18 protein-coding genes are annotated in these 18226 nt (G+C 73.7%); 16 read left to right on the forward strand and 2 right to left on the reverse strand.

Annotation, left to right across the window (positions count from 1 at the left end):
- Positions 1 to 2 precede the first annotated feature (2 nt).
- Genes ACIRSS_RS26115 through ACIRSS_RS26170 form a run of 12 tightly spaced genes read left to right on the forward strand, consistent with a single transcriptional unit; the run spans position 3 to position 12727 of the window.
- Entirely contained in the window at positions 3 to 2042 is a 2040-nt protein-coding gene (locus ACIRSS_RS26115) for a hypothetical protein (protein ID WP_400899259.1), read from the forward strand.
- Positions 2042 to 2410 (forward strand): hypothetical protein, encoded by a 369-nt coding sequence (locus ACIRSS_RS26120; RefSeq protein ID WP_400899261.1) that lies wholly within the window; start codon positions 2042 to 2044, stop codon positions 2408 to 2410. Before ACIRSS_RS26115 ends, ACIRSS_RS26120 begins: the two co-directional genes overlap by 1 nt.
- A 10-nt stretch (positions 2411 to 2420) precedes the next feature.
- Positions 2421 to 2966, forward strand: coding sequence for a hypothetical protein (locus tag ACIRSS_RS26125; RefSeq protein ID WP_400899263.1), 546 nt, complete (start codon positions 2421 to 2423; stop codon positions 2964 to 2966).
- Entirely contained in the window at positions 2963 to 4432 is a 1470-nt protein-coding gene (locus ACIRSS_RS26130; protein WP_400899265.1) for a hypothetical protein, read from the forward strand. Before ACIRSS_RS26125 ends, ACIRSS_RS26130 begins: the two co-directional genes overlap by 4 nt.
- Positions 4433 to 4435: 3 nt before the next feature.
- The gene (locus ACIRSS_RS26135; RefSeq protein ID WP_400899267.1) at positions 4436 to 6706 is read left to right on the forward strand and encodes a hypothetical protein; all 2271 of its coding nucleotides are present in this window, start codon (positions 4436 to 4438) and stop codon (positions 6704 to 6706) included.
- The gene (locus tag ACIRSS_RS26140) at positions 6703 to 7482 is read left to right on the forward strand and encodes a hypothetical protein (protein ID WP_400899269.1); all 780 of its coding nucleotides are present in this window, start codon (positions 6703 to 6705) and stop codon (positions 7480 to 7482) included. The genes ACIRSS_RS26135 and ACIRSS_RS26140 overlap by 4 nt, the downstream gene beginning before the upstream one ends.
- 1 nt (position 7483) lies before the next feature.
- On the forward strand, positions 7484 to 8197 hold the full coding sequence (locus ACIRSS_RS26145; RefSeq protein WP_400899271.1) for a hypothetical protein: 714 nt from the start codon (positions 7484 to 7486) through the stop codon (positions 8195 to 8197).
- A complete protein-coding gene (locus tag ACIRSS_RS26150) occupies positions 8194 to 9141 on the forward strand; it encodes a RimK family alpha-L-glutamate ligase (protein WP_400899273.1) in 948 nt (315 codons plus the stop codon). Before ACIRSS_RS26145 ends, ACIRSS_RS26150 begins: the two co-directional genes overlap by 4 nt.
- The gene (locus tag ACIRSS_RS26155; RefSeq protein WP_400899275.1) at positions 9138 to 9863 is read left to right on the forward strand and encodes a hypothetical protein; all 726 of its coding nucleotides are present in this window, start codon (positions 9138 to 9140) and stop codon (positions 9861 to 9863) included. Before ACIRSS_RS26150 ends, ACIRSS_RS26155 begins: the two co-directional genes overlap by 4 nt.
- Before the next feature lie 14 nt (positions 9864 to 9877).
- A complete protein-coding gene (locus tag ACIRSS_RS26160; RefSeq protein WP_400899277.1) occupies positions 9878 to 11398 on the forward strand; it encodes a right-handed parallel beta-helix repeat-containing protein in 1521 nt (506 codons plus the stop codon).
- A gap of 30 nt (positions 11399 to 11428) precedes the next feature.
- Positions 11429 to 12370 (forward strand): glycoside hydrolase family 25 protein, encoded by a 942-nt coding sequence (locus ACIRSS_RS26165; protein WP_400899279.1) that lies wholly within the window; start codon positions 11429 to 11431, stop codon positions 12368 to 12370.
- A gap of 18 nt (positions 12371 to 12388) precedes the next feature.
- Positions 12389 to 12727, forward strand: coding sequence for a DUF3253 domain-containing protein (locus tag ACIRSS_RS26170; protein WP_400899281.1), 339 nt, complete (start codon positions 12389 to 12391; stop codon positions 12725 to 12727).
- 61 nt (positions 12728 to 12788) lie between these two features.
- Here the strand turns inward: ACIRSS_RS26170 and ACIRSS_RS26175 are convergent, their stop codons facing one another.
- The gene (locus tag ACIRSS_RS26175) at positions 12789 to 13970 is read right to left on the reverse strand and encodes an FAD-dependent monooxygenase (protein ID WP_400899283.1); all 1182 of its coding nucleotides are present in this window, start codon (positions 13968 to 13970) and stop codon (positions 12789 to 12791) included.
- Positions 13971 to 14082: 112 nt separating this feature from the next.
- Here ACIRSS_RS26175 and ACIRSS_RS26180 point away from each other — a divergent pair, with 112 nt between their 5' ends.
- From ACIRSS_RS26180 to ACIRSS_RS26195, 4 genes are all read left to right on the forward strand, one after another.
- Positions 14083 to 14571, forward strand: a complete 489-nt coding sequence (locus ACIRSS_RS26180; protein WP_400899285.1) for a MarR family winged helix-turn-helix transcriptional regulator — start codon at positions 14083 to 14085, stop codon at positions 14569 to 14571.
- A 197-nt stretch (positions 14572 to 14768) separates the two neighbouring features.
- Positions 14769 to 15014: an ATP F0F1 synthase subunit C gene (locus tag ACIRSS_RS26185; RefSeq protein ID WP_400899287.1), complete on the forward strand. Its 246-nt coding sequence runs from the start codon at positions 14769 to 14771 to the stop codon at positions 15012 to 15014.
- 132 nt (positions 15015 to 15146) lie between these two features.
- On the forward strand, positions 15147 to 15785 hold the full coding sequence (locus tag ACIRSS_RS26190) for an HD domain-containing protein (RefSeq protein WP_400899289.1): 639 nt from the start codon (positions 15147 to 15149) through the stop codon (positions 15783 to 15785).
- Between the two features lies 1 nt (position 15786).
- A complete protein-coding gene (locus tag ACIRSS_RS26195) occupies positions 15787 to 16698 on the forward strand; it encodes an NADP-dependent oxidoreductase (protein ID WP_400899291.1) in 912 nt (303 codons plus the stop codon).
- Positions 16699 to 16746: 48 nt separating this feature from the next.
- On the opposite strand, the gene ACIRSS_RS26200 is transcribed toward ACIRSS_RS26195, so the two are convergent.
- On the reverse strand, positions 16747 to 18192 hold the full coding sequence (locus tag ACIRSS_RS26200) for an alpha/beta hydrolase (RefSeq protein ID WP_400899293.1): 1446 nt from the start codon (positions 18190 to 18192) through the stop codon (positions 16747 to 16749).
- Between the last annotated feature and the right edge of the window lie 34 nt (positions 18193 to 18226).

Consider the following 18226-nt stretch of genomic DNA (forward strand, 5'->3'; position numbering starts at 1 on the left):
CGATGACCATCGCCACCGCGAACGCGACCGCCGACGGTCCCGACGTCACGCCGGGCACGGTGCCCGCCTGGGCGGTCGTGTTCTCCGAAGAGGAGACTGCGACCCCGCTGGCCACGATCGGCAGCGAGACCTACGCCGGTTCGGTGTCCGCCGTCATGCCCGCCGACCTCACCGGCGGCGCGTACGAAGTCGTGTTCGAAGGCATGACCGACGCGGACTACGGGAAGATCCACGTCCACGGCGACCGGCACCTGACCGCGTCCTTGTACCTGTGGTGGAAGGATTCCCCGACCGGCCTCGCCGGCGACCTCGCCCGCTTCACCGGGCTCGACCACCCGCTCGGGGCGATCACTCCGGACCCACCGCCGCTGAGCCTCGTCGCCGTCCTGCGCGTGGACCGGCTCTGGCGCCGCTCGGGCGCCCGCCGCTTCGAAGTGGTGGTGAGCGGGCGCGAGCTGGTGACGGCCCAGCTGTCGGACGCCGCCGTCGTGCCCGTGCCCCAGCCGGGGCTGCGGGACGCGGTGCGGGCGATCGCGCGGCAGGCCGGGGTGCGGCTGGTCCAGGACTACGGCTTGGCGGACTTCCAGCCGCCGCCCGGGATCCTCGCCCCGGTGAAGATCCCCGTCCAGCACGGCACCTGCCTGCAGGCGCTGACGGCCGTGCTGGAGGACCAGGCGCGCAAGCTGCTGCGGCTCCACGGCCAGCCGCTCGCCCTGATCCGCAACGGCGTCCTGCACGTCGGGGTGTGGGCCGGTGCCGCGGGACCGCGGCTGCCGAACGAGCGCCACCTCGACGACGACAGCGGCCTGCTCGCGATCGAGCGCGGGTCCCCCCGCGCGCGGGAGCAGGCGGCGGGGGACCGGCCGGGCGCGCCGCTGTCCCGGCTGACGGTGTCGGTGACGACCCTCGGCCGGCCGGACCTCAAGCCCGGCGACACGCTCGTCGTCGAGCTGCCGCCGGAGGACTTCCCGCAGGTCGAGCCACCGAGCATCGGCGCGACCCTGCTCGGCTCGCTGAACACACGGCCCTTCGGCGACGTCGCCCCCGACCCGACGCCGGCGCGCTGCCGGATCACCGAGGTCACCCACCGGGTCTCGCGCGAAGAAGGCTTCATCACCGTCGCGAAGGCGTTCGTGCTGGCCGACGGCGACGACGGGTGGGACCTCGGCGGCGTCAGCCCGGCACCGGAAGCCCGGGCGGTGCCGCCGATCGGCGAGCCGGCCGCGGACCCGGCGCAGGCCTTCGCCGTCAGCCTCCGCAGCGCGACGGCCACCCTTACCGCCGAGGTCGCGCAGCGGGCGCGCTCGCACGTCGGCCTCGTCCACGACCACGTGGCCGCCGGCGCCACGGAAACCCGGCACACCAGCGACTTCTGGGTGTCCCGGGACCCGGGTGACGGCTCGGGCAGCGCCGCGCAGCGGGCCAGGGTGACCCAGGAGCTGCCCGCCGAGGCGCACCGGGTGCCCTACACGACCCCGTTCGCGTGGGGGAACTTCGGCCTCGTGCTGCCGCGTTACCCGGCGACCCGGGTGCTGCTGGTCGACGGCGCGGGCGGGCCGGGGGAGTACGTCGACGTCGGGGCGCTGTGGGCGGTGAACGCGGGTCCCGCTGCCCAGCCGGGCGACTACTGGCTGGCGCTGCCCGCGACCGCCGTGGCCACCGAGCACCTGCCGCGAGACGGCGGCCGACCGTCCGAAGTGGACCAGCAGCCGCCGGACGGCCCCGCGGCGCACGACCTGATCGACGCCGTGGGCAACCGCGTCATCGAGACGGCGCGGTTCGTGCTGCGCGTCGTCGACGACCCCGCCCACCTGACGAAGGTCCCGGACCGGCCGGACCCGGCCGCGGACAGTCCGGTCGGCAGCGTGGTGATCGAGACCAAGCCCGAGTCCGGGACGCCGGCGCGGATCCTGCTGCGGGCCGACGGGAGCGTGACGATCACCGGCTCGTCGATCACGTTCGACGCGGGCGACGGGCAGATCGACCTGAAGGCCAAGGACGTCCGGGTCGCGCTGGCCGGCGGAACGATGGACGTGAGCTGATGGCCTTCCCCGTCACGATCGCCGGCGAGCTCACGTGTCCCCACTCGGGAGTTCGCACGCTGGCGACGACCGAAGCGAAGCTCACGGTCGGCAAGAAGGCCGTGGTGCTCTTCGCCGACGCCGCCGCGACGGCGGCGCCGTATGCGGGGTGCTCGTTCCCGCAGGGCGGCCCGCCCAAGCCGTGCCAGACGACCTCGCCCGCCGCCGCACCCAACCCGGGACTGGCCGGGAAGCTCACCGTCGGCAGCGCTCCCGTGCTGCTCGACTCCTTGCGGGCCACCACCGAAAACCCTCCGTTCACCCCGCCGTCGGACCCGACGAAGACCGTCGCGGTCGCCGCCGGCCAGGACAAGCTCACCGCTTCGTGAAGGAACGCCGATGACCGCTGCACTCCCACCGCCCCCGCCGGGCGACGACTCCGCCGTCCGGCGCCGCCAGCTGCTCGGGTTCGGCCCGCGCGCCGACCTGGCCGACCCCGGCGACACCGCCCGCGACCTGGTGCTGCGCGCCACGGCGACCGGCGTCGACCTCGACCTCGTCGAGGGCGTGGCCGCGCTCTGCCAGGACCTCGCGATCGGGCTCACCACGCTGCGCGGCAGCGACCCGTTCAACGTGCGGTTCGGCTTCCTCGGGCTGACGCCGCTGGTGCGCCAGACCTCGCCGGTCCTGGCGCGGGAAGGGTTGCGCAGCGCGGTGATCGAGATGGTCGCCGCCGACCCGCGGGTGCGGCGCGTGGTCGACCTGACCACGCCGACGCCGACCCAAGGCCGCGCCTCGCGGTCGTTCGACATCACCGTCTCGTTCGAGGCGATCACCGGCGACCCGGCGACCCTGGCCACCGGCGGCCTCGCCACCGGCGCCGAGTGGGGCGCCGTCGACACCCCGGGCGTCGTCGCGTCCGGGACCACCGGGAGGACGCCATGAGCTCCGACAGCACCATCGACCTGACCGACGTCCTCGCCGTCGACGACTCCGTCACGCGGTCCACCGGCAGCGGCAGCTTCGGCGTGACACCGGCGGGGTTCCTGCCCAAGCCGTTCACCCGGCTGCTGGCCGAGAAGATCGCCCTCGCGCAGCAGCTGATCGACCCGGCCGTCGACCTGTCCAGCGGCAGCGTCCTGCGCAAGCTCCTGGAGGTCACCGCCCTCGAGGACGCGCGGACCTGGGCGGCGCTGGCGGCGGAGTACGACGACAGCTTCGTCAGCACCGCCCGCGGCCGCGCGCTGTCGGAGCTCGGCGCGGAACTCGGCATCACGCGGCCGTTCCTCACCGCGACCGGTTCGGTCACGTTGACGCTGGCCGGGGCGTTGCCCGCGGGCGTGCCGAACCTGGTGCTGCCGCGCGGTTCCCGGCTGGCGACCGCGGGCGGCCACCGGGTCGCGCTCGCCGCCGCGGTCGAGTTCACCGCCGGGTTGACGTCGGCGTCCGTGCCGGTGACGAGCTTCGACCCGGGACCCGTCGGCAACCTCGACCCGGCCGCGACCGACGCCGGCGGCGGGCACCCGCAGCGGATCGACCGGTGGGAGGTCGCCGACGCGAAGCTCACCGCGATGATCGATGCCGACGTGGCGGCGGGTTTTCCCGACACCGCCGCGTCGATCGGCCAGGGCCTGGTGCGCGTGCAGCACACGCAGCCGCTGACCGGGGGCAACGCGCAGTTCGACGACGACCGCTACCGCGCGGTGCTGCTCAACGCGCCGAGGTCGGTGTGGACGGCCGATTCCATCGCGGCCACCGTGGCGCTGGTGCCCGGCGTGCGGCAGGTCGCGGTGCGGGACGGGTGGGGCGGACTCGACCTGTCGCAGTCGATCTTCGGCCAGTTCAACTTCTTCGAACGGCTCTTCGCGGCCGACCGGGACATGTCGTCGCCGTTCTTCGTCACGGTCCTGGTCGCGCCGACCGAAGCCGCGGTCTGGGAGGGCGCGTCCGGCCTGCGCGTGGCCGTGCAGCAGGCGATCCGGGACGTCCGCCCGGTCGGCATCTTCCCGGACGTCGTGCGGGCCGAGCAGGTGTTCTTCACCGTCGACGTCGACGTGGTGACCTCCGGCCTGCCGTTGCCGTCCGGGTCGGTGGCCGGCCGCAACCTCAGTCCCGCCGCGCTCGCGCTCAAGCAGCGGCTGGCGGCCCGGATGCGCGGGGTCGTCGACGGGCTGACCCTCGCGGAGCCGGTGCGGGCCGCCGCGCTGTCCGCGGCCCTGATGGCCGAGCCCGGCATCATCGACGTCATCGGGCTCCAGCTGGTGCGCTTCCCGCCCCCGGTCGACACCATCGGGTCCGGCGGGGCGGACAGCACCAGTCCCGAGGCGCTCGAGGTGGACGAGAACCTGATCGTGGGGGCCGACCAGATCGCCGTCTTCGTCGAGTCGCCCGAACGACTGACGGTGCGGTGACCGATGACCACCACCGATACACCCCTGGACCCGGCGGGCTTCGGCGCGGGCGTGCTCGCCGCCGCGGCGGCCGAGCTGATCGGGCCGCTGTCCCCGGCGGCCACCCCGCGGCCCCTGACGTTGCGCGCCACCGCGCCGCCGGGGCCCGCGGGGCAGGCCGAGGCCGCGGTCGACACCACCACCCGGCACGCCCTGGTGCTGTGCACCGTGCTGTCCGATGTGGACACCCGAGGGCTCGTCGTCCAGCCCGCGCTGCGGGCCGGGACCGGCCCCGGGCAACCGCTTCCGGTGGTGACGTTCGCGTCGCACACCGCGGCCGGCACCGCACTGGTCGCCGCCGTGCCGCCGGCGGGCGAAGGGGGCGTCTCCGCGCCGTTTTCCGTGCTGGTGCGCGGGACCCGCGGCGGGCCGGACGGCACCGGGCTCAGCGCGGAGGAGCTGATCGCCGCCGTCCGGTTCGACCTGGTCGAGGGCGTGCTCGGGCGGCTGCTCACCGTGCTGCTCGACGAGAAGGGCCGGATCCGGCGCACCGCACGGCAGCTCCGGGCGATGCGGACCCTGGAAGTGGCGAGCGGCAACGCGCTCGACCGCCTCGGCGCCGACCTGTCCTGCCCGCGGTTCTCCGACGAGCTGTTCTGGGACGCCGACCAGCAGACCGCCGCCACCCGCCCGCTCCCGCCCGGCGCCCGCGAGGACGACGCGTCCTACCGGGCCCGGCTGCGCGTCCTGCGCGGCGTGCGGCTGCCCAGCAAGCCGTGGATCGACTCGGCGCTGGGTGGCGCCGGCGGCTTCCTCGCCGACGTCGGTGTGACGGGCACGGTGACCGCCGACGAATCGGTGGAGCCGCAGCTGATCGCCCTGCGGCTGGTCGCCCCCGGCGCACCGGGGGCGATCCCCGCGCTGCTCAACGCGATCCGGCGCGTGCACCTGATCTGGCCCGCCGACAGCGCGGAAGGCGACGACACGCACGCGGCCCGCCTCCTGCCGCCGGACGAGGTGGCCCGCGTCAACGTCCAGCGCGCGGCGCTCGCGACATGGCGGGTGGAATCCTTCCAGCCGGTGGCACCCGCCGTGGCGGAGGCGCTGACCACGCTCGACGCCCGGTGCGTCCAGCTGGGCGCCCGGCCGTGGCCGCGTGTCCTCAAAGGACAGGACAACTCCGGCGGGTCCCGGTTCGAGCTCGGGTTCGGCGCGCTGCTCGCCGCGCCCGTCGCCGCCCAGCTCGACGCCGCGGTCACGGCGGCCGGCAAGCTGAAGGACCCGAACCTGGTGCCCCAGCCGCGTTCGGCGGATCCGGCCGGGGCGTGGCTGCTGCGCGCGTGCGGCATGCGCACCGTCGAGCAGGGGGCCGACGGCACGGTGTTCGCCAGCACCGCGCCGATGGGGCCGCTCGTCGTGGACGTCGAGCCCGACTCCGACGGCGACGTTCCCATCACGTTGACCGCGCGGCTCGTGTCGGCGGCCGACCCCGATCACGACGTGCCGGTGGTCGCCGTGATCACCGCGCTCGCGGGAGCGCAGCTCACCCCGGTCGCGGACCCCGCCGCGGTGCTGGCCGGTGCGCGCCCGACCACGACCGTTCCCGGCCTGGACGCCGCGCTGAGCGCCCGTGGGGTGCCGAAGGTGGTCGACGTCGAAGCCTTCACCCGGCAGCTGAGCACGGTGTCCGCGCGCGACTACGTGCTCTTCGACCTCGGCGCGTCGCGCACGGCCGCGGTGATCGCGAACCCGGCGCTGCTGAGCCCGCTGTTCACCACCGCCGCCGCGGCCGGTGCGAGCAGCGTGGTCGCGCTGGCCACCTCCGCCGGGACGCTCGCGCTGATGTTCGGGGTGGCGGGACTCCCGCTCGCCGGCAGCAACCTGGCCGGCGAGCACACCCTGGTCCACCGGTGGCAGGTGCGCGGGCTCGGGACGCAGTCCGCCACCGTGACGCCCCGGCGCGGCGCCACCGTCACCATTCCGATCCTCAACGACGGGATCAGCGTCGTCTCGTGCGTCGTGGGTCCGCACACCGGCGCGAACGACACCTACGAATGGCGCCCGGCACTGCCCGACGGCGTGCTGCTGACCCTGCGCCAGTACGAGCACCTGCTCAACGTCGTGGAGCTGGTGACCCCGGTCGGGGTCCGGGCCGACACGTTCGCGATCCGGCGGCGGCACGTCGACGTCGACGGCTCGGGCAAGCCCACGGTCCTGACCATCGCCGCCGCCCGGGCCTACCGGCACTACCGCCTGACGCGTTCTGCGCAGGCACGACAAGGAGAGATCTCATGAGCGGAGAAGCCGAAGGGCCCGGCCGCGAACAGCTCGTCTACGGCGTGCCGGCCGGCACGATAGTCGACGCCCTGCGCGGTGCGGGCGTCGCGGAAGAGGACGTCATCGCGGTGCTGGGCCGGGCCATCGCCCGGTCCTCGGGCCTGGCCGCGGAGGTGACCCCGCCGTTCGTGTTCCAGACCCAGGTGCCGCAGCTGGCACCCCAGTGCGAGGTGCACTTCGAGCCCGGGTTCACCCACCCGGACTTCATCGACGGCGTGACGGTCGTGCAGGCGGGGGAGACGCCCAGCGAGATCGGCTTCAACCACCGGTTCCACGCGATCGAGGACGACCTGGCCGCCGTCGCCGAGGCCCTGCGCACCGTCAGCAACTGCATGAAGGAGCTGCGGCTGGAGCTGTTCGGGGTGGTCCAGGAGCTGCAGGTGAAGATCACCCAGATCGACGCGCGGCTCGACGGCATCAAGGACAAGGAAGGCAAGGAGGGCAAGGAAAAGCAGGAAGGCAAGGAGAGCAAGGAGGAGAAGGAAAAGGAGAAGGAGGGCAAGGACGACAAGGAGACCAAGGAGCAGCCCAAGGAGCACAAGGACGGCAAGGAGAGCGAGAAGCACCCGAAGGACGGGTCCAAGGAGAGCACCGAGCTCACCGGCCTCACCCCGCCGGGCGCCGCGGCGCCCGGGCTCGACCAGCCCGACGGTGACGAGCGCACGTTCATCTCGCTCGAGGACCGCCCCGAGGTCGGCGGCCGGGCCCTGGCCGACCCGGACGAGGACAGCTGAGATGCTGCTGATCCTCGCCCACGCCCACGATCTCCCCGCCCGCGCGCTGGCCGCCCGGTGGGGGAGCCGCGCGCTGCTGCTCACCGTCGCCGGCCTGCACCGGTGGCGCTGGCGCCTCGACGTCGCCGTCGACGGCCGGGTCGCCGCGGAGCTGGCGGCCCCCGACGGAACCCCGGTTCCCGTGACGGGCGTGGTGAACCGGGTGGGCTGGATCGCCCCCGCCGACCTGGCCCGGGTGCACCCGGTCGACCGGGAGTACGCCGCGGCCGAGCTGACCGCGTTCCTGCTGGCCTGGCTCGACGCGTGTCCCGCCCCCGTGCTGAACCCGCCCGGCCCGCGGAGCCTCAACGGCCCGGCGTGGTCGGCGGAGCAGTGGGCGGACGCCGCCGCTTCGGCCGGGCTGCGCGCCGGTGCGGTCCACCGCAGGCTCAGCCTCGCCGAGCCACCCGTCCCGGTGCTCGAGTGGACCAGCCCCATCCCCGCGCACGTCGTCGGGGACGTCTGCGTCGGAGCCGTGCACCCGCTGATCGGCACGCGCTTGTGCGCTCTCGCCAAGGCGGCGGGCATTTCCCTGCTCACCGCGACGGTGTCCGGCCCGGGCCCCCGCGCGGCGGTGCGGGACATCTCGGCCTGGCCCGATGTCGGGCAGCCCGAGGTGGCCGACGCCCTCGCGGCCCTGTTGCCGGCCGCCGACCTCGCCGAGGTGACCGCATGACGATCCTCTTGTGGGGGCTGATCCGGGACCACCCGATCGCCGCGGTGCTGGAGCAGCTGCGGCACCTCGGCGCCCCCGTCCGCTTCCTGGACCAGCGCCGCGTCCTCGACACGACCGTGCGCGTCGACGCCGGCCCGCGCGGGGGAACCACCGTGACCGTCGGCGACGAGGAGTTCGACCTCGACCGCGTGCGGGCCGCCTACGTCCGCCCGTACGACAGCACCCGGCTGGCCGCCCTGCGCACGCTGCCGCGGTCGTCGCCGCAGTGGGGCCACGCCGCCGGCGTGGACCTGGCGCTGAACGGGTGGGCCGATCGGACGGCCGCGTTCGTGCTGAACCGGCCGGAGGCCGCCGCGGGCAACGGGTCCAAGGCCTACCAGCTCCGGGGCATCGCCGCGGCCGGGTTCCTCGTGCCGGTCACGCTCGTCACGAACGACCCGGACCGGGTCGGGGCGTTCGTCCGCGAGCACGGCGAGGTCATCGTCAAGTCGGCCGGCGGGGTGCGCAGCCGCGTGCGCCGCGTCGGGCCGGCCGACGCCGCCCGGCTGGCGGACGTGGCGAACTGCCCGACGCTGTTCCAGAAGCACGTGCCGGGCACGGACGTGCGGGTGCACGTCGTGGGCGCCGAGCTGTTCGCCTCCGAGGTGCGCAGCGACGCCGACGACTACCGCTACGCACGCGCGCAGGGCCATCCGCCGGCGGTCCTGACCGAAACCGGCCTGCCGCCGGACGTCGCGGCCCGCTGCCTCGACCTGTCGAAGCGGCTGCGGCTCCCGGTGGCCGGCATCGACCTGCGCCGGACTCCAGACGGCGAGTGGTACTGCTTCGAGGTCAACCCGTCACCGGGCTTCACGTACTACGAAACGAACACCGGCCAGCCGATCGCGGCGGCCATCGCCGGCCTGCTCGCCGCGGCGGCCCTGTGCAAGGAGCGTGCCTCATGACCGCGACCCAGGCGGTGGAAGAGATCCGGTTCGGCGGCGCGAGCGTCCACAGCGCCGAATTGTTCACCCCGGCGGAGGTCGCCGCGATCGTCGCGGCCGTGGACGCGGTGCCGGCCGGGCTGCGCCACGAGTGCTGGGGCACGCCCGAGGCCAGGAGCATGGCCACGATCGGCGAGCCGCTCTACCGCAACCGCGCCCGCCTCGCGTACTACGAGGAGCGCGCGCGGGCGGAGAGCCGCCCGCTCTACCGGCACTTCCGCCTCGCCCACGACCGGGTCGCGACGTTCTTCGAGCACCGGTACGGCCTGCCGGTCGTGTACGCCGACGAACTCGCGGTCCCCGGCTTCCACCTGTTCGAGTTCGGGGCCCCCGGCGAGTACGACGGCGGTGGCTGGCACATCGACGCGCTGGAGCTGCAGACGCCGGCGTTGTTCGCGCGCCGGGCCGAGATCACCGCGGTGGTCAACTTCACCGTGCCGTTCGCGTTGCCGGACGGGGGCAGCGGGCTGGACCTGCAAGCCGACGCCCCCGATGCCCGGCCCGGCAGGCGGGGCGGCGGTCAGCCGATCACGGTGCCCTACCGCGCCGGGACCATGTTGTTCACCGAATCCGAGCTGCTGCACCGGATCTCCGGGTCCCGTTGTCTCACGCCGGACCAGCGGCGCGTGACCTACCAGGGCCACGGGGTGCGCCTCGACGGCCGCTGGATCTTCTTCTGGTGAAGGAAGGTGTTCCCGTGAAACGAATCCGAAGACGGGCGCTGCTGGTGACCGCGGCGATCGCCACCCTTTCGCTCGGGGCCGCGGTCGTCGTGTCGGCGGCCGCGGTGCCCCGGGCCGGCTCCGGCGCCGGTGGCTGCTTCGACCCCGCGGCCTTCGGGGCCGTGCCGGACGACGGCGTGGACGACCGGGCGCCGGTGCAGGCCGCCATCGACGCCGCGGGCGCGGCGGGCGGCGGCACGGTCTGCCTCGGCAGCGGGCGGTGGCGGGTGTCCCGCGCGCCCGTCGGGTCGTACGACCGGTTCGCCGCGTTGTCCACCCACAGCGCGCACGTGACCATCACCGGCGGCGGCCCGGGCACGGTGCTCGAACTGGTGGGGGACCAGCAGGCCGGCGCGGTCGCGGTCGTGTCGCTCGACCCGGGGGCGAGCGACGTCACCGTGCAGCGGCTGGCGATCGACACCTCGGCGGCGACGAACACCGACGAGCAGACGCACGCGATCGCCATCGGTTCCGGGGTCTGCACGACCGCGAACGGGACCTGTTCGCTGCCGGTCGCGGACGTGACGGTGCGGGACGTCGTCTTCAGCCACCCGGCGATCGCCGGGTCACGCAAGGGCGACTGCGTCCGCGTGCTCGGCAACACCCCGGCCACGGCGGTCGAGCGCGTGACGATCATCGGCGGGTCGTTCGTCAGCTGCGCGCGGTCCGGGATCGGCGTGCAGCGCAACGTGCTCTCGCTGACGGTGCTGGGCAACCACTTCGGCGAGCAGATCGGCGACACCGCGTTCGACGGGGAAGCCACCGGCGGCGACTGGGACGACGGCCTGCGCCTGGAGGGCAACTCCTTCGCCGGCTCGACGGTGAACTTCAGCGCGTCGCTGACCTCCTACCGGCACGCGACGATCACCGGGAACACCTTCAGCGGCAAGGGACTTTCGCTGTACCGCACCGAAGACGTCGTCGTCGCGGACAACACGTTCGACGTGACGGCGATCAGCGGGGCAGGTGTCGTCGACGCGCAGAACGTGGCCACCGGCGACAAGATCGCCGGCAACATCATCCGGCGCCACGGGGTCTCCGGCTCCGGCATCCGGATCACGCCGCACAGCGGCGGGATCCCGGCCCAGGTGACCGTCACCGGCAACACGATCGCCCTGGACGGCGACGCCGACGGGATCTACGGCGACTCGGTGCGCGAAATCGGCGTCCGGGACAACGACATCGCGTTCACCGGCGCCGCGCCCGACGGCTCGGGGATCGCGCTGCAGGGCATCAGCGGGCCGATCGAAGACGCGACCGTCACGGGCAACACGGTCGCCGGCCCGAGCCCGTACTTCGCGGCCGTCCGCCTCGACTCGCGGCCCGGGCCGTTCGGCGGCGTCACGGTCGCGCTCAACTCCTCGCGCGGTGCCGCCCGGTCGCTGCAGTGCTCGCAACGGGCACCGGGCGGCTTCCCGCCGTCGATCGTCTCGACCGGCAACCGGTGGAACGTCGCGCCGACCTGCCCTGTCGCCCCGCTGTCGCCGGGCCAATGACCCGGCTCGTGACCGAAGGGAGTTCCCGCCATGACCAGGGGAGCCGACGTCCATCCGTTCTACCAGCGCGGCCTGCGCTGGGACCAGGTGAGCGACCTCGCGTTCGTGTGGGTGAAGGTCTCCGACGGGGGAGCGCCCTACACCCGCGCGGAAGGGGGTGTGGTCTACCGGCCCGACACGCACGTGGCGGGGGCGAAGTCGCGCGGGATCCCGGTCGGCGGGTACCACTACGCCCAGCTGACCCTCGGCCCGGAGGCCCAGGCCGACCTGCTCCTGGCCGAGGTCCGGCGGCTCGGCGCGACCGGCGTCGCGCCGATGCTGGACCTCGAGGCGCCGTTCCGCCCGGACAGCGCGGCGCGGGCGTTCGGGACGGCGTTCTGCCGCCGCGTCGCGGCCGCGGGCCTGCGCCCGGCCGTCTACATGAGCGCGTCGTTCGCCGCCGCGTTGCGCCCGGACCAGTGGGACGTCCCGGACCTGGTGATCGTGATCGCCCGGTACGGCGCCCGGCCGGAAGCGCCGGGAGCGGGCCGGTACCCGGGCCGCTACGACGTCCACCAGTACACCAGCAGCGGCAGTCTGCCCGGTTCGGCGGGCGCCGTCGACTTCGACGAGTCCTACACCGGCAACCAGCTCGACCCGGAGGGTGACATGCCATTCAGCAACGACGACTTCGTCCGCATGATGTGGGGGAACACGTTCGACGCCGCGGGCAACCGCAACTACGCCCAGTTCATCAAGGACATGGACGCGAAGATCACGGCGCTCGGCTCGTCGCTCGACGCGGTGACGAAGCTGATCACCGACAGCCCGGCCAACCCGGTCGACTCCGAGCGGCTCGCGGCGGCGCTCGAAGGGAAGCTGGTGGCCGAGCTGGTCCCGGCGGTCACCGAGGCGGTGACGCAGGCCGCGGGCGCGGAGACCGCCGACGAGGTCCGCCGGATGCTCGTCGGACGGCTCGGTGCGCCGGCGTGATCGGTGCGATGCTGGGGTATGCCCGACCAGCCGGGACCCCGGCGTGAACTGCAGCGGATCCGCGACGGTGGCGGCCCGGGCGCGGACGACGCCCGCGCGGCGCTGACGGCGACGTCCCCGCGCGACCGGCTCCGGGCGGCGATCCTGGCCCTGGCGATGGCCCGGGGTGCGAAGAGCAGCACGTGCCCCTCGGACGCGGCGCGCGCGGTGGCCGACGACTGGCGGCCGCTGCTGGACGAGGCCCGCCAGCTGGCCCGCGAACTGGCCGAGTCCGGCGAGGTCCGCCTGACCCAGCGCGGCCGCCCGCTCGACCCCGGCGGCGACTGGTCCGGCCCGATCCGGATTTCCCGCCGGTGACGGGAAATCGGCCCGTGGTCGTGCCGGCGCCGGGGAGACCGCGGTTCGCTCGCCCTCCCCGTCAGGGGAAGTCCGGCAGCGTCAACGCCGAGTGCTCGGGCCGCGGGCTGCCGGCCGGCGACTTCGCCAGCTGCCGGAGCGCGGCGTTGCGGCGTTCGAGGTCCTCGGCCGTCGCGGGGAACAGCGTCGACTTGCCTTCCGACACCCTGACCTGGTTGCGTTCGGCGAAGTCCCGCAACCGGCTCTCGTAGGCCGCGAAAGCCGCGGTGTGGTCGGGGATCGTGGCCAGGGCATGGCCGAGCACGTACGCGCCCACCAGCGCCAGGCTGGTGCCCTGCCCGGTCAGGAACGACGGCGCGTGGGCGGCGTCGCCGACGAGCGCGACCCGGCCGTCCGTCCACCGTGGCAGGTGGATCTGGCTGACGACGTCGAAGAAGAGGTCGTCGGCCTCGCGCATCGCCGCCACCAGGCGCGCGGTCTCCCAGCCCTCGCCCGCGAACGTCTCGGCGACCAGGTCGCGCTGCGCCTCGGGGTCGCGGAACGCCTCGATCGGCGGGTCCTGCCGCGCGAACACCAGGAAGCCGTGGACTTCTTCGCTGTCGAGAACCGAGTAGAGCGCCGCGCCCTTGCCCGGCGTGCTCCACGCGACGCCTTCGCGGTGCAGGCCGAAGACGTTGGGCATGGTGAACCCGGCGAAGCTGTAGCCGAGGTAGTGGTGGAACTGCTTTTCGTCGCCGAAGACCAGCTCGCGGGTGCGCGAGTGCAGGCCGTCGGCGCCGAACACGAGGTCGTAGGTCTCCTGCCGGCCGCTCCGGAAGGTGACGTCGACGCCTCCCGCGTGCTGCGCCAGGGTGTCGACGCTGTCGCCGAACCGGATGTCGGTGTCGTCGCGGACCAGGTCGTACAGCGTGCGGGTCAGGTCGCCCCGGCGGATTTCGAGGTCTTCGCCGTCGACGCCGCCGATGATCGCGTTGGGTTCGAGCGCCGCGATCTCGCTGCCGTCGGTGTCGAGGAACGTCAGCCGGCGGGTGGAGATGTGCAGGTCCCGCAGGCGGGGGAGGATCCCCATCCGCCGGGCGGCGTCCAGGGCCGTCCCGCGGACGTCGATGGGGTAGCCGCCGTCGCGCAAGACCGTCGCCTTCTCGACGACGGTGACCGCGAAGCCGGAGCGCCGCAGCCAGTAGGCCAGCGCGGGACCGGCGATGCTCGCGCCGGAGATCAGGACCGATCGTGTGGTGTTCATGGCAACCCCCGATAGCTAAGTTAGGTATCTATGTCGCGGGTGCGACAATGCCGCGGAGGACGTTGCGGCATGACGCAACTATATACCTAACTTAGCTATCTAAGGGAGTGTGATGGCCGACACCGAAGCCGGCGACGGGCCCGACCTGCGCTCGGTGCTGCCCCGGCTCATGCAGCTGAGCACGGTGCTGAACCGCAGCGGCCTGGGGGAGCGGGCGATGAAGCGGGCCGGCGCCGACCTCGACCGGCCCGGGTTGTCGATCATCCTCGCCCTGCACACGACGGGGAAGGCGATGCGCGTCGGCGAGATCGCGGACCGGATGCAGGTCGCCGGGCCGCACGTCACGCGGCACCTGCACGTGCTCGAGCGGCGCCGCCTGGTGCGCGGCCTGGCCGATCCGGACGACCGCCGGGCCCGCTTGGTCGAGCTCACCCCGGACGGCGCCGAGCTGGCCGACCGGTACGTGACGACGTTGCTCGGCTGGTTCGGTGAGGCGTTGTCGGGGTGGTCGGCGAAGGATCGCCGGACGTTCTACGACTTGCTGCTGAGGTTCACCGACGACTTGGCGGCGTTCGCCTCGGCGATGGCCGACGAGGACTGAGCGGTTCCCTTTCGCGGCTTCTTTCGCTGTGGGCGAACCGGGGTAACGCATTCCGTGCACGGGCGAGTGATGCCTTTTTCTGATATCCTTGCCGTGTTCGAACCATCGGTTCCGGTGAATTCCCGACGTCGATTCTTCCGCCTAGAAGCCGCTGCTCCACGCGAGTGTGCGCGTGGACCGATGTGAGGGGAATGCCCATGAACGACGTTGTTCTGGCCCAGACCGCCAACATCAACCCCGGCCTCGCCGCCATCGGCTACGGACTCGGTGCGATCGGCCCGGGAATCGGCGTTGGCCTCATTTTCGCGGCCGTCATCAATGGTACCGCGCGGCAGCCGGAAATGCGAGGGAAACTGCAGGCGCTCGGGTACTCGACGTTCGTGCTGAGCGAGGTGCTCGCGTTGATCGGCATCGTCGTGTACTTCATCGCCTCCACCAAGTGAGTCCGGGTGCCGTCGCCGCGTTAGATGGGTTACAGTACTTGCGTGTAACGAAACGCCGGTCTAGCGTCGGTGGCGAACGCGCGGCGACGGCGCCTGGTTCTGGCGGCTCGCCCGGGAGGAAAGGCAAAGGTCATGACGGAAGTCATCGCGGGAGTGGAAGTCCCCGGGACGGCCGCGGTCGCCGAAGCGGCGCGGCTCGTCCGGGAAACCACCAGCCCGCTCGTCTACCACCACTCCCGCCGGGTCTACTTCTTCGCCCGGATCCACGCGGAACGGCTCGGCCTCGACCCGGACCCCGAGCTGCTCTACCTGGCCGCCCTGTTCCACGACACCGGCCTCGCGACGCCGTTCTCCGGCGTGGAACAGCGCTTCGAGGTCGACGGCGCCGACCACGCGCGCCGCTTCCTGCTGGAGCACGGCTTCACCGCCGCGGCCGCGGACACCGTGTGGACGGCGATCGCGCTGCACACCACGCCCGGCATCCCCGGCCGGATGGGCCCGGAGATCGCCGCGACGCACTTCGGCGTGCTGACCGACGTCGTCGGGTTCGGCCTCGGCGAGCTGGACGCCGGCCGGCTGGCGCAGGTCGTCGCGGCGCACCCGCGGGGCGACTTCAAGAACGAGTTCCTGACCGCCTACTTCGAGGGCCAGAAGGACCGCCCGGACACCACCAACGGCACGGTGAACGCCGACGTCCTCGCGCACTTCTTGCCTGACTTCAAGCGCCCGACGACCGTCGAGCGCGTCCTCGGCTCCGCTTGGGAGAGCTGACGTGCGCGCCATCACCGCGAGCGGCCCCGACGCGGGCGTCGACGGCCTCACCCTGACCGACCTGCCCCACCCGCACGCCGCCGAGAACGACGTCGTCGTCCGGGTCCACGCCGCCGGGTTCACCCCCGGCGAGCTGACCTGGCCGGCCACGTGGACCGACCGCGCCGGCCATGACCGCGCGCCCAGCGTGCCGGGGCACGAGCTGTCCGGCGTCGTCACCGAGCTGGGCTACGGGACGACCGGCCTGACCGTCGGCCAGCGCGTCTTCGGGATGGCCGACTGGGCGCGCGACGGCTCCCTGGCCGAGTACGTGGCCGTGGAAGCGCGCAACCTCGCGCCGCTGCCCGCCGACCTCGACCACACCGTCGCCGCGGCCCTGCCGATCTCGGGACTGACCGCGTGGCAAGGACTGTTCGACCACGCCGGGCTCGCCACGGGCCAGACGGTGCTGGTCCACGGCGCTGCCGGGGGCGTGGGATCGCTCGCCGTCCAGCTCGCGCGCGAGGCCGGCGCCCGGGTGGTCGGCACGGGCCGGGCCCGCGACCGCGACCTCGTGCTCGGCCTGGGCGCCGACGCCTTCGTGGACCTGGCCGCCGAGAAGTGGGAGCAGCCCGTCGACGTGGTCTTCGACGTCCTCGGCGGCGACGTCCTCGCGCAGTCGGCGGCGCTGGTCCGTCCCGGCGGCACCCTCGTGACGATCGCCGAGCCGCCCAAGGTGTGGCCGGAGCACGGCCGCGCGGTGTTCTTCGTGGTCGAGCCGGACCGCGTCCGGCTCGCCGAGCTGGCCCAGCAGGTGCGGGACGGCCGGTTGAAGCCCCTCGTCGGCGAGGTGCGCCCGCTCGCCGAGGCGGTGGACGCGTTCGCCCGGCGCCGGCGCGGGCCGGGCAAGACCATCATCCGCGTGGCGGACTGACGGCGGGGCGGTGCGGCGAGCCCCCGTGCCCGCCGCACCGCCTCCTCGTCAGGCGGACTCCGCCGCGCAGGCCAGATCGTGCGCCGGGCGCGACCCCGTCACCAGGAACCCCGTCACCGCGGTGTTCCCGCACCGGTTGGGCCCGAACAGGTAGGCCCCGTGCCCGCCTTGGTCGATCGTCACCATCCGCGCGCGGTCGCCGAACGCCGCGCGCAGCTTGCGGGCGCCCGCCAGCGGCGTTCCCGGGTCACGCTCGTTCTGCACCATCAGCACGTTCGACGGCCCCCGCCCGGTGATCCGCACCTTCGGCTCCACTGGCGCCGACGGCCAGAACGCGCACGCCGCGATGTTCGCCGTCGCCGCGCCGATCAGCGGGTAGCGGATCCGGTCCACGGCGACGTCCACCTGATAGCCCGCCACCGACCGCGGCCACGCCGTGTCGCCGCACAGCACCGCGAACCGGGCCGCGAAGAGGTTCTGCACCGACGTCGTCAGCGAGCCGTCTGGCGGCTTCGGCGCGCGGCCTTCGGTCAGGCCCCGCCAGTCCTCGGCCAGCTGGGTCAGGTTCGTGGCGTAGAGCCCCTGGAACGTCAAGCCGCGGAAGGCCGATCCCGTGACCCAGTCGATCGGCGCTCGGTCCAGCCGCGCGGCCAGCTCGTGGAACTTCGCCGTCACCTGCGCCGGCGTCGTGCCGAGGCCGTACTCCGGGTGCGCCGCGGCGAACTTCGCGAAGTCCGGGAAGCGGTCCTCCATGCCCCGGCCGAAGTTGCGCATCGCGTCGATGTCGTACCCGCCCGGCCCGAGGTTGCTGTCCAAGACGAACCGGTCACTGCGCTCGGGGAACATCGTCGTGTAGACCGCGCCCAGGTAGGTGCCGTAGGACGCGCCCAGGTAGGAGACCGCGGGCTCGCCGAGCGCCTGGCGGATGCGGTCCATGTCCCGCGCGGTGTTCGCGGTCGTGACGTACGGCAGCGTCGACGCCGTCGAAGCGGCCGCGCACTCCTTCGCCTCCGCCTTCGCGACCGCCGCCTGCTTGACGACGTCGGCCGGGCCGTTCGCGTACGGCAGGTTGCCGATCGCCAGCTGCTCCGGCGTCAGGTCGCACGTCACCGGCGTGCTGCGCCCGACGCCGCGCGGGTCGAAGCCGATGACGTCGTAGGCGTCGAGAACGTCCTGCGGCAGCTTGACGAGCTTCAGCAGCTGCGGGTAGTCCAGGCCTTCACCGCCCGGCCCGCCCGGGTTCGTCAGCAGCACGCCGCGCCGCTTCTCCGGGTGCTTGCTCGGCAGCCGCGACACCGCGACGTCGATCTTGCGGCCGTCCGGGTTCCGGTAGTCCAGCGGGACCTTCAGCGTCGTGCACTGCAGGTCCGGCGTCGGGAACGCCCCGGCCGGGCACGCGCCCCAGGCCAGGCTTTCGGGCGCGGCGGACGCCGCCGGCGCCACCGCCGTCGCGCCGAGCACGGCGATCGCCGTGGCCAGCAATGTCTTGCGCATCGGTGTTTCCCCTCTCTTTCAGGCCGCGCCGCCG

The organism is Amycolatopsis sp. NPDC101161, from assembly GCF_044768185.1.
Lineage (GTDB): Bacteria > Actinomycetota > Actinomycetes > Mycobacteriales > Pseudonocardiaceae > Amycolatopsis.

Bases quoted from the DNA above. Each gene is read 5' to 3' on its own strand.
- ACIRSS_RS26115 (WP_400899259.1), top strand. From the start codon at position 3: ATGACCATCGCCACCGCGAACGCGACCGCCGACGGTCCCGACGTCACG.
- ACIRSS_RS26120 (WP_400899261.1), top strand. From the start codon at position 2,042: ATGGCCTTCCCCGTCACGATCGCCGGCGAGCTCACGTGTCCCCACTCG.
- ACIRSS_RS26125 (WP_400899263.1), top strand. From the start codon at position 2,421: ATGACCGCTGCACTCCCACCGCCCCCGCCGGGCGACGACTCCGCCGTC.
- ACIRSS_RS26130 (WP_400899265.1), top strand. From the start codon at position 2,963: ATGAGCTCCGACAGCACCATCGACCTGACCGACGTCCTCGCCGTCGAC.
- ACIRSS_RS26135 (WP_400899267.1), top strand. From the start codon at position 4,436: ATGACCACCACCGATACACCCCTGGACCCGGCGGGCTTCGGCGCGGGC.
- ACIRSS_RS26140 (WP_400899269.1), top strand. From the start codon at position 6,703: ATGAGCGGAGAAGCCGAAGGGCCCGGCCGCGAACAGCTCGTCTACGGC.
- ACIRSS_RS26145 (WP_400899271.1), top strand. From the start codon at position 7,484: ATGCTGCTGATCCTCGCCCACGCCCACGATCTCCCCGCCCGCGCGCTG.
- ACIRSS_RS26150 (WP_400899273.1), top strand. From the start codon at position 8,194: ATGACGATCCTCTTGTGGGGGCTGATCCGGGACCACCCGATCGCCGCG.
- ACIRSS_RS26155 (WP_400899275.1), top strand. From the start codon at position 9,138: ATGACCGCGACCCAGGCGGTGGAAGAGATCCGGTTCGGCGGCGCGAGC.
- ACIRSS_RS26165 (WP_400899279.1), top strand. From the start codon at position 11,429: ATGACCAGGGGAGCCGACGTCCATCCGTTCTACCAGCGCGGCCTGCGC.
- ACIRSS_RS26170 (WP_400899281.1), top strand. From the start codon at position 12,389: ATGCCCGACCAGCCGGGACCCCGGCGTGAACTGCAGCGGATCCGCGAC.
- ACIRSS_RS26175 (WP_400899283.1), bottom strand. From the start codon at position 13,970: ATGAACACCACACGATCGGTCCTGATCTCCGGCGCGAGCATCGCCGGT.
- ACIRSS_RS26180 (WP_400899285.1), top strand. From the start codon at position 14,083: ATGGCCGACACCGAAGCCGGCGACGGGCCCGACCTGCGCTCGGTGCTG.
- ACIRSS_RS26185 (WP_400899287.1), top strand. From the start codon at position 14,769: ATGAACGACGTTGTTCTGGCCCAGACCGCCAACATCAACCCCGGCCTC.
- ACIRSS_RS26190 (WP_400899289.1), top strand. From the start codon at position 15,147: ATGACGGAAGTCATCGCGGGAGTGGAAGTCCCCGGGACGGCCGCGGTC.
- ACIRSS_RS26200 (WP_400899293.1), bottom strand. From the start codon at position 18,192: ATGCGCAAGACATTGCTGGCCACGGCGATCGCCGTGCTCGGCGCGACG.